This window comes from Nonomuraea composti, assembly GCF_012034275.1.
Taxonomy (GTDB): Bacteria; Actinomycetota; Actinomycetes; order Streptosporangiales; family Streptosporangiaceae; genus Nonomuraea; species Nonomuraea composti.
In genome coordinates, this window is the sequence record NZ_JAATEP010000052.1 from 71,271 (window position 1) to 80,787 (window position 9,517).

At 64.9% G+C, this 9,517-nt stretch carries 4 protein-coding genes and 1 pseudogene; 2 read left to right on the forward strand and 3 right to left on the reverse strand.

Annotated features, from left to right (window positions below; translation table 11 throughout):
- Window positions 1-1,516 precede the first annotated feature (1,516 nt).
- The 3 genes from HCN51_RS45745 to HCN51_RS45755 all read right to left on the reverse strand — a co-directional run bounded on the left by HCN51_RS45745 (window position 1,517) and on the right by HCN51_RS45755 (window position 7,733).
- Window positions 1,517-1,657: a hypothetical protein gene (locus tag HCN51_RS45745; RefSeq protein ID WP_168018194.1), complete on the reverse strand. Its 141-nt coding sequence runs from the start codon at window positions 1,655-1,657 to the stop codon at window positions 1,517-1,519.
- Between the two features lie 424 nt (window positions 1,658-2,081).
- Window positions 2,082-3,203 (reverse strand): hypothetical protein, encoded by a 1,122-nt coding sequence (locus HCN51_RS45750; protein ID WP_168018195.1) that lies wholly within the window; start codon window positions 3,201-3,203, stop codon window positions 2,082-2,084.
- A 54-nt stretch (window positions 3,204-3,257) separates the two neighbouring features.
- Window positions 3,258-7,733, reverse strand: coding sequence for a DNRLRE domain-containing protein (locus HCN51_RS45755; RefSeq protein ID WP_168018196.1), 4,476 nt, complete (start codon window positions 7,731-7,733; stop codon window positions 3,258-3,260).
- 876 nt (window positions 7,734-8,609) lie between these two features.
- On the opposite strand from HCN51_RS45755, the pseudogene HCN51_RS62695 reads away from it, so the two are divergent.
- Together HCN51_RS62695 and HCN51_RS45765 are read left to right on the forward strand one after the other, a co-directional pair.
- Window positions 8,610-8,663: pseudogene (locus HCN51_RS62695) on the forward strand (RNA-binding S4 domain-containing protein); the annotation flags it as partial.
- 344 nt (window positions 8,664-9,007) lie between these two features.
- On the forward strand, window positions 9,008-9,199 hold the full coding sequence (locus tag HCN51_RS45765; RefSeq protein WP_168018197.1) for a hypothetical protein: 192 nt from the start codon (window positions 9,008-9,010) through the stop codon (window positions 9,197-9,199).
- Window positions 9,200-9,517: the final 318 nt, after the last annotated feature.

Genomic DNA, 9,517 nt, shown 5'->3' on the forward strand with positions numbered 1-9,517 from the left:
ACCCTTGACCACCGTCAGCATCCGTGTCTAGATCGATAAGGCCGCCCGCCGTACCCCGCTCTGGAGGGACCCCTCGCATGACCGCAGCATCGACTCTCAAGCCACGATGACCCGCCTGGACCAGGCGACCACACAGCGACCATCCCGCCGGAAACAGGCGTTACGGATCTCCACCGTCCTGGCCGGGCTCCTCAACCTCGCCCTCGCCGCCCTACTGGCCGGCATCCCGTCCAGCTCCCCCACCCTCGACGAACTGCCCACCCCCAACAGTCACGCCGCCACCCCACTCCCCGCCATCGCCGCTCACATCCGGCTCACCGCCTCCCCGGGCAGGAGCACGACGCCACTGCATCGCCCCACCACCGCCCCGACAATCACGCCAATCCACAAGCACAGCGCCCCTCGTCCGACGACCACCCCCGGCCCTCAGCGCTCCGCCCGGCCCGCCGTTATCCGCACGGCACCAGCTAGGGCGACGCGAGCGGCTGCCGTACCAACCGCATCCCGCCACCCGGCGCCAGCAACGTCCAGTCCCGCCGAGGCCGAAGAGACACCGGAGTTGCCGCCGTCCAGCACACCGGAACCGGAAACGGCAGCCGAGCACACCCCACCAGGACAGACCCGAGAACCCCCGGGACAGGCAGCGAAGGAGCAGATGCCAGAGAGCGACGAGGACCCGCACACCCCGCCCGGCCAAGCCAAACGGGCCGATGGGTAGCCGGCGGCCGATTTCCGCTCTGCCACATCGGCTGCGCACTGCGGTGCGTTACGACTCCAGCCTGGCCGAGACGGCGGTGCCCGGTCTTTGCCGCGCCTAATCGGTCGGCTTGCATGGCCTGCCGACCGATGCGGCACAGAAGAAGCACCAACCGGACACCCGCATCTGAAGAGCGGGACCCCTTGTAAGTCTCTCGCCCGGGAGTATCGCTTTCACCAGCGTAAACACCCGCCCAGCGATGGACAGCGAGGAGGTTCTTGCTGAGGAGCCGGGGCAGGCCGAGCAACAATCACATATGACCCGTCAGCAGAGAAACCGGACGCCGTTCGACTCGAGCTCTCCTAAAGCGGGTGCCGCAGGTTCGAATCCTGCCGGGGGCACTCACCTAGTTCGGCATTTCAGGCCCCTGACCTGCGGTTTGTCAGCCGCAGGTCTTTTGTTTTGCACCTTTGATAGGCAGCCACCGGTGCCCGCATGCAGCCGCAAGACCATGATCAGGGGATATACACGGGATGATCTTGATAGCGTTTCCCCAGGTCAGCGCCCTCTTTCGGCCATCAACCCGATGGCAACCGGCCACGACCGCTCGGCCGAGCGTACAGACACAACCGCTGATCGTGCCAAATGCGTGCGTACGTCCCTAGCGTCCACCCCGCTCCGCTTGGGCATACGCAACGCCTTAGGGATCAGCAAATTCGGCCCTTGCGTGCAGTCGACCCCGGTAGGTTGGGTCGCGCCCAGCGAGCACCACAATCCCCGCGGCACCTCGATCGCGTCCCCAGCTCGGCCCTGGTCATCTCACCGAGGTGCGGACAGCAGCAGCGGCACCCCCTGAGAAAGGGGCGTCCACATGTCGGCGTGCGCCCCGGCCGCCATGGCCTCGTTGAGGACGCCTCCCGCCCGGAAGACCATGCCTCGCTCGAAGGCTCTACGTGCCATCGCCCACCACCACGATGGACGCTGATCCTCGCCGCCGTGGCCGTCACCCACATCCCAACACCAAGCACCGACATCACCGTCTAAGGTGGCGACGCCCGGCTGCGAGAGCGCCTCTGCGCGTGGGCGTGCGCTTGGCCGACGGCGCCAAGGCCACCGCTCCCGGAGAAACACGCTGTTCGACCAACCGCCGGACGATGTGCGGCTACTGTGGCACCCCATCGGCATACTGATGTGCGGCGTGGCCGGCGCTTCGGCGCGAACCTGCTCGAGCTGTGGCTGCGGCCTTTACGCCCGCCTGGGCTGCTGAAGCTGACCGTCGAATGGCCCAGCGGTGTCGACGTCACCGGCGCCGAACTCGACGGGTCGCCCCTCACGGCGAGGCCGACCAGTCGATCCCTTACCGGCCCAGCTCCGCCTGGACGGATCACTTCTCGTAGGGGTCCTCTCCCAAGCCCATGTAGATGGCCAGCAGGTGTAGGACGTGTCGGAAGTCGAAGCTTCCGTCGTGGTCGGCGAGCCCCGCGTTCCAGACCGCGGCGGTGGTCCGAACGGCGGCCTGGGCTAGATCAGGCTCCAGTGCCTCCTCCAAAACCACGGCAAGACGCGCCTTCTCCATGAGGCCCTCCCAGAGGGCTTCCAGGCTCTGGCGGCGGTCGTCCGGCTGGGCGAGGTAGGGAGACTGAGCTGGTGGCGTGAGAGCCTCCGGTGGCGGGGTGAGCTCCTCCCGGTAGGACCGCAGCCTCTGCTGGGCAGCCGTCGCGCGCTCGCCCCGCCGTCGGGTGACGATCAGCTCCCAGGCCTGGAAGAACGGGCCATCCGATGGCGGCGGAGTTGGCATCAGTTGTTCGACCGCGAGCTGGATGAGGTCATGGAGCCGTTCGGGAGTGGGATCGTTGACGATCTCGGCGAGACGGGGGTCTGCATCGATGATGCGGCGGTGTTCCAATGGAGGGTTTAAGCGCGGGAGTACCGCGGAGGCGGGGCCCGGGTGCAGAGCGATCTTCAAGTGCCGCCGTGCCCACCATGCCCGGTCGAGCCGCACTCCGGACAACGTCTCCCCGAGAGTAAGCGCGGCAGCATACCAATCCTGCCGCCACTGCGCAGGTGGAACGGAGAGGCTATGGAGCCATTCGCGGCCTGATGCGGGGGCCACAGACTCAAGGTTCATCGGGTCGAAGAGAGCGATCAGGGTGCCCTTGGCGGCGTAGCCGACAGTGGTGGCGAGATTGGTCGTCCATCGCACGGTCAATGCCCGGCCCTGTATCGAGAGCCGCTCGATCAGCGTGGTCGCGACGCCGTCAAGTGGCTCGACGAGGATCGTCCAGTCCTCGTGCCGGGCTGCGAGGAGCACCCCACCCCGCGATTCGCCGTAGTGCTCGACCGCGTCCGCCTCGACGTCGTCCCAGCAAGCGGGTGTCACTCCTGCCGAATCTCCGCCTAAGGTCTCGATCAGTTCGTCGAAGCGCAGGCCGTGCACCCACGTGATCGCGGCCTGATCGGGAAGGTGAGCTCGGCTGCCGCTGTAGGGGTTCTTCTCTTGGCTCATGTATCTCCATCGCCGATGGGGGCGGCCCGAGCGGCCGCCCCCATCGAACGGTTGTCAGCTAGTGCCGTCGATAGTGCACATGTCGGACGCCAGTTCTTCCTCTTCCTCGGGGAGGAAGTCGCTGATCACCTCTCCAGGAGCGCCGCTCGTAGGCTGCGTGGCCCCTGGAGGGATGATGTCCACCCAGAAGGATGTCATATGCCGGATGCGGTGACGTTGGTAGAAGACACTGGTCTGGGCTCCAGATGAGCAGTTGTCCTTACCGTGGATGATTGCCACCGAGTAGTCGTTCGTGGTGCTGGCAGCACCCTCAGCCGTCGATGCGAATGGGAATTCGTCACAACTATCAGGCGAGGTGTACGCCCTGATCTGGTTCGTGCACGTCGGGATGGCAATGTCGCGGTTCTTTTTGTGCACCGTGGCATCCGTCGTGCGATGGAGACATTTCCCCGGTATTCCGTTCACCTTTCCGCAGCCCATGTTGTTCGGGTCCAGGCGGCCGGGAATCACCTTGCCGGTCTTCTTGGGGAAGGTGACATCGGGTTTGTAGAGCGCGTGCCACCAGTGATATGCGCTCTGAATGTTCTTCTTGTTGTTGGCGTCCAGGATGAAGACGGGGCGGATGGAGCTCACCACACAGCCGCCCGTATACGCCTTGATCCATTTGGCGCTGTCGCAGATGAACGACTGGACCCGGTTCTTGTCCTTGAAGAACGGACTGAGGAACATGACGTCGTCCAGCCCCTCCGGGTTGTACATGAATCGGACCCATGGCTGGACGCTGCAGGTCGAGTGCTCATCGACGTGCGGATAGTCCGGCGGGACCGACAGGACCAGCTCCCTCAGGCCGCCGTCCCGCCACTGCTTGACGGTCCCTTCGACACCGTCCTTCGCCGAGGCTCCGTTGTAGGTCGCGGCACATTTGACACCGCTCTCCCCCAGCGCGATGCGGAACTTGCGGTCCTCCCAGTCGTCGTCTATGACATTGACCTGGTCGACCCGGATACTGGCCCGGATCTGCCTGCTGTTCGTGATCGAGATGCCGGCGGGCACGTCTCTTGCGGTGGCACTGCCCTTGGCCTTGCCGACGTAGGTGTTCAGGACGATGACCACTCTGGCGTACCACTTCGTGGTGCTGAACAACTCCCTCGTCCGGTCGACCTCGTCGTCCTCGTCGCGTTCGCCGATCCACATGGCATAGCACATGCTGTAGGAGTTTTTGCTGAAGAAGGCGCGTCGGTTATTGCCCCAAGCGATTTCCCAGGCAGGTCGTTCCGGCTTGCCCACCGCTTCGGCGCATTCATCATGCGTGACGTGGTTGTAGGGGAACTTCCTGGCGGCAGCGGCCGTGGCCTTCCCGGTTGGCGGTGTCTGCGCGGTCTTCTGCGGTTGCGCCGACGTGTCCACGTACAGGTATTCCCATTCTGACCAGGCACCCGACACGCCACCGGCGGTGGCGCGCGCACGCCAGCGATAAGAACCTCCACCGGTCAATTTGCCCGCCGCGACGGTGACTGTGCCGACGTGACCCGAGGGGACATTGGGCGCGTTACCGCTCCAGACAAGACCACTTCCGCCGACCTCGGGATCGTGCTCGACCTCGACCTCCAGAGTGGAGGACCGTTCTTCCGGGTCTTCTATACGGGCGCTCAGCCCAGGCGTGGTGGTGGACGTCGTCCACATGCCCCAGACGTTGGTGGCCGGGGCGACGGAAAGTTCTGCCACCGTCGGCTTGGAGATGTCAACGTACAAGTATTCCCATTCCGACCAGGCACCTGCCGCACCACCCGCGGTCGCACGCGCCCGCCAGCGATAGGCACTGCCATCCGCCAACATCCCCGCGGCGACCGTAACGGTCCCGACATAACCGGAAGGCACGTTGGACACATTGCCGCTCCAGACAAGGCCACCCTGTCCAGCCTCGGGATCGTGCTCGACCTCAACCTCCAGAGTGGACGAGCGTTCTTCCGGGTCTTCTATACGGGCGCTCAGCCCAGGCGTGGTGGTGGACGTCGTCCACATCCCCCACGACTCCGTGGCCGGGGCGACGGAGAGTTCTGCCACCGTCGGCTTGGAGATGTCAACGTACAAGTATTCCCATTCCGACCAGGCACCTGCCGCACCACCCGCAGTGGCACGCGCCCGCCAGCGATAGGCACCGCCATCCCCTAATTTCCCCGCGGCGACAGTAACGGTCCCGACATGACCGGAAGGCACAGTGGGCGCATTGCCGCTCCAGACAAGGCCACCTTGTCCAGCCTCAGGATCGTGCTCGACCTCAACCTCCAGAGTGGACGAGCGCTGTTTGGAATCCTCTACCCGAGCGCTCAACTGAGGCGTGGTGGTGGACGTCGTCCACATCCCCCACGACTCCGTGGCCGGGGCGGCCGAGAGCTCCGACACGGTGGGCGCAGCACCCGGGTCGGGAGTGGGGGTCGGTGTCGGGGTGGGGGTCGGCCCTGTGCTGCCCGTGGTAAACGACCACGTGTGCGCTGCCGTCATCGCGTTGCCTGCGACATCAGTGGCACCACTCACCTGCACGGTGTAGGTAGCGCCGGTCATAAGGGCGGCGGCGGAAGTGAAGGTGAACGTGGTGTTGGTCTCATCGATGGACAGCGTCCCCGCGACCGCGGCACCTTGCGCGTCCTTGACCGTGATGGCCGTGCCCGTGACGGCCTCGTTGAAGATCGCAGTCGCCTTGGCGTCCAACGGCAGGCCGGTCTGGGTATCCCATGGCATGGTCGAGGCCACGACCGGCGGCGTCGTGTCCGGGTCGGGAGACGGTGATGGCGTCGGTCCCGGCTCGGTGGCGTCGATGGCCTCCAGCCATTCTTCCTTCGTCAGGTCGTCCGGCAGGGAAAACCCCGTACGGGAGTCTTCCAAGAAGTAGTCACCCGCGTTCTCCCGCGCGGCAAGGGCCTCCTCCACCGTCACGAGGGGTGCCTGCTCCGGCTCCGTCGCGTGGAAGTCGTGGTCGAGGACGTCGCCCACGGTCGGATTCGCCTTGTAGGGGATCATGAACGGGCGGACCGTGGTCGGCTTGGGGATGTAGCCGATGATCAGTTTGGGGCCATGGGAGCCGTCGCTGTTCTCGCCCCATTCCTTTGAGCGGTAGGCGCGCCAGTTAGTGCGCTCGGACTCGCTGCCCGAGGTGAGCTGGAAGCCGTAGTTCGGCTCACCGTCCGCCCACTTCTGCGCGATTCCGTTGACGTAGTGGTACAAATCCCACTCGTAGTCCATGTAGCCGCGGGAGCAGCCTGGTAGGTAGGCGCCGGACTCGTTGTCAGAGTCCGTGCTGGTGACTCTCGGCTGGTTGCTCCACGTCAGTGTGGCCACATCCCAGCGCTCGATGATCCGGCGCGCCGTGATGCCGGAGCCGACGACGTCTCCGCAGTCATTGGAGGAGATGTTCCACAGGACGAGGTCAGCGTTGGTCACCGTACCGCCGCGCAGAGGAGAGTCCTCAGGAATCTCCTCGAAACGAATGTAGGTACGCCAGGTCACCGTGCCGTCGTTCGTCTTGCCGGCCTGCAGGTGGTAGGCGCCACTGTTGGCATAGCCGTTCTGGTAGGAGGAGTTGTTGATGTACGTATCATTGCCGACCGGCAGCTCGGTCCAGACAGGATTGGGTACGACAAGGGTGACGGGGTAAGAAACGTCCGGGTCCGCGAGGTATTTCGCATCAGGCTCGTACACAAGCGTCTGTCCCGCGGCCCTCTTCTCCACCGAGGCCGTAACCTTGCCGACGCGCCCTTCCTCACCGGCGGCGACGTTCGCACCCGCGTCGATGAGCTGGGGCACCGGGAGGCCCGTCGTACGGTGCTCGGCCTCGACAGCACTGTCGCGCAGGGTGAGCTCACCCTTGGAGGTGGTGCCGAAGGACAGGCTCTGCGGCAGTTGGACGGGAACGGGAAGTTTCAGCGGACTCGTGGGTCGTTGCCTGATGACTACTTCCTGGCGGAATCCCGTAGGAGTCGCGACGACTGCGAGATCGATGCCAGGGCCGTAGGCATCCGGATACTCTGCCCTGTTGGCCGTCAGCCTTGGAACTGCTAGCTTCCTGGGTGCGAAAACCTTGATCTCCGCCCCGTCGCGCTGTCTCGTCATGGTGAGCAGATCTGTACCACCGCCGGTCGAGAGCGCGAGGCTCGCCTTGGTGGCGCGCGGCTTGATGACGCCGTTCTCACTTACCAGCGTGGTGTCGACCGGCTGCCACGCGTCGCCCTGTTTCACGCGGATGGGGTCGGTGTGGAACTCGGTGGTAAGGGTCTTGCCATCGCTGTTGGCGTAGGTGGTCGAGCTTTCAGTGTGCAGGCTGGGGATCTCCGTCTTGCGGCCCGCCTTCTTCGCCTCCGCCTTCGCAGCATCGACCGGGGTGAGCGGCGCAGCCTCTTCTGCGGACGGAGTCGGAGCGGGAGACGGCTGGGCGGCGGCTTGGCCTGGGTGCAGGAGAAGCGTGATGAGGGAAAGCGATACTGTTGCGGTCAGTAATCGAGAATTCCGTTTGAGTGATCGGATGGGAGCGCTCAAAGATACCTCGCTTCAGCGTGGGGGTTGCGCGCCTTGATCTTTACATCCGCCTTATCTCGGACTCAAGATCAGAAGAGGTAACGCTCGATTCCTCATGTCTATCGCGATGCCCAGAAACGGCGGACTACGCCCCAGCCGGCGGCCCACCTTGTCAGCACAACACGGCCCAAGCTCCAACCGCCTGGCCGCGGAAATCTCAGCATGAGGCCTGCAGGCGCAAGCATGCGCATGTCCGGCTTCGCGGCATTTGATCCAGCCGAGGCACCCACATCTGATGAGCGGGACCGCCTTGCAATGCTCCCGTCGCGAGTATCGCTTCCACCAGGCCAAACGCCCGCCAAGCGATGGACGGTGGGAGGTCCTGGCTGAGGCGCCAATACACGCCGAGCAACAACCGCATTTGGCCCATTAGCAGAGAAAACGAACTCCGTTCGACTCGAGCTCTCCTAAAGCGGGTGCCGCAGGTTCGAATCCTGCCGGGGGCACTTACCTGAACAGGAATTTTGGCCCCTGACCTGCGGTTTCTCGGCCGCAGGTCTTTTGCTTTGTGGACCTTGATAGGCAGCCGGCGGCGCCCGCATGCAGCCGTAAGACCATGATCGGGGGACATACGAGGGATGATCTTGAGGGCGTTCCCCCAGGTCAGACCACGATTCTAGGCCATCTGGGCCTCCGGTAACCCGCTACGACCACCTAGGTCTGGGATGAACACGGCCGTTGACCGTGCCAAATACGTGCGTATCTTCGAGCGTCGCCCCGCTGTCTAAAGGCCCGATCCGGCTACCTCCCCATAAGCCCTCGCCTTGGCGGTCTCAGTACAGTGTCGGGGTGGCAGGTGAGCAGCTGAGTGCGCTGGTGGACAGCTGGATCTGGTCGGTGCGGCTCACGAGAACTCGTTCGATCGCCTCCGACGCCTGTCGGGGCGGTCACGTCCGGGTCAACGGGGTGCGTGTCAAGCCCGCGCACGCGGTCCGGGTCGGTGATGAGGTCCGGCTGCGGCACGAGGGTCCGAACGCATTGTGGTCGTCTCCCGCGTCATCACCAAGCGCGTCGGCGGCGCCGTGGCCGCCGAGTGCTACGTCGAGAGCCCTCCGCCTCTCCGCGCGAGGAGGCCATGACGGTAGCCGTTCGCGCTCGTGGCGCGGGTCGTCCCACCCAAACGCGAGCGCCGCAGCATCGACAAGCTACTCGGGCGCCCGAGGGCAGAGGGACAAGGGCGCCGGGCACGCCCCGAGTGATCGCTCAACTGATGAAGGGTTCGGCCTGGATGGCTGGTGTATGTGCGTCAGTCGACCCGCCGTCAGGTGGTGGAGCACACTGCGTCCGCCCGGGTCCAGTACGTGCTGGTGGATCGGGCGGTCGCGCTGGGCTGGGCTGCCAGCAGGGTCAAGGTGATCGACGCCGATCTCGGTATGTCGGGCGCCAGCCGGCAAGGGGCGGCTCGGGTTCGCCAAGTTGGTGAGTGAGGTCGGGCTCGGTCATGCGGGATCGTGCTCGGGGTAGAGGTCTCCCGGCTGCACCGCTCGGACGGGGACTGGTATCAGTTGATGGAGCTGTGCACGTTGGCGGGAACGCTGCTCGGCGATAGCGACGGGATCTATTGGGCCCTTCTGGAGTAGTGGGTCGACGAAGAGAGGCGGATGCTGGCCCACACCACCGCAGGCGTCGTCATCTCGGATCGACACGACCTGCGCGTCGCCCAGCTCTATTCGAAGAACAAGGCGCTGTGCTTCAACCTCGATCCGCTTCTAGGCAGGGGACAGGAGGAACTCGCCGAAGCCTGC

Bases quoted from the DNA above. Each gene is read 5' to 3' on its own strand.
- HCN51_RS45750 (WP_168018195.1), bottom strand. From the start codon at position 3,203: ATGAGCCAAGAGAAGAACCCCTACAGCGGCAGCCGAGCTCACCTTCCC.
- HCN51_RS45745 (WP_168018194.1), bottom strand. From the start codon at position 1,657: ATGGCACGTAGAGCCTTCGAGCGAGGCATGGTCTTCCGGGCGGGAGGC.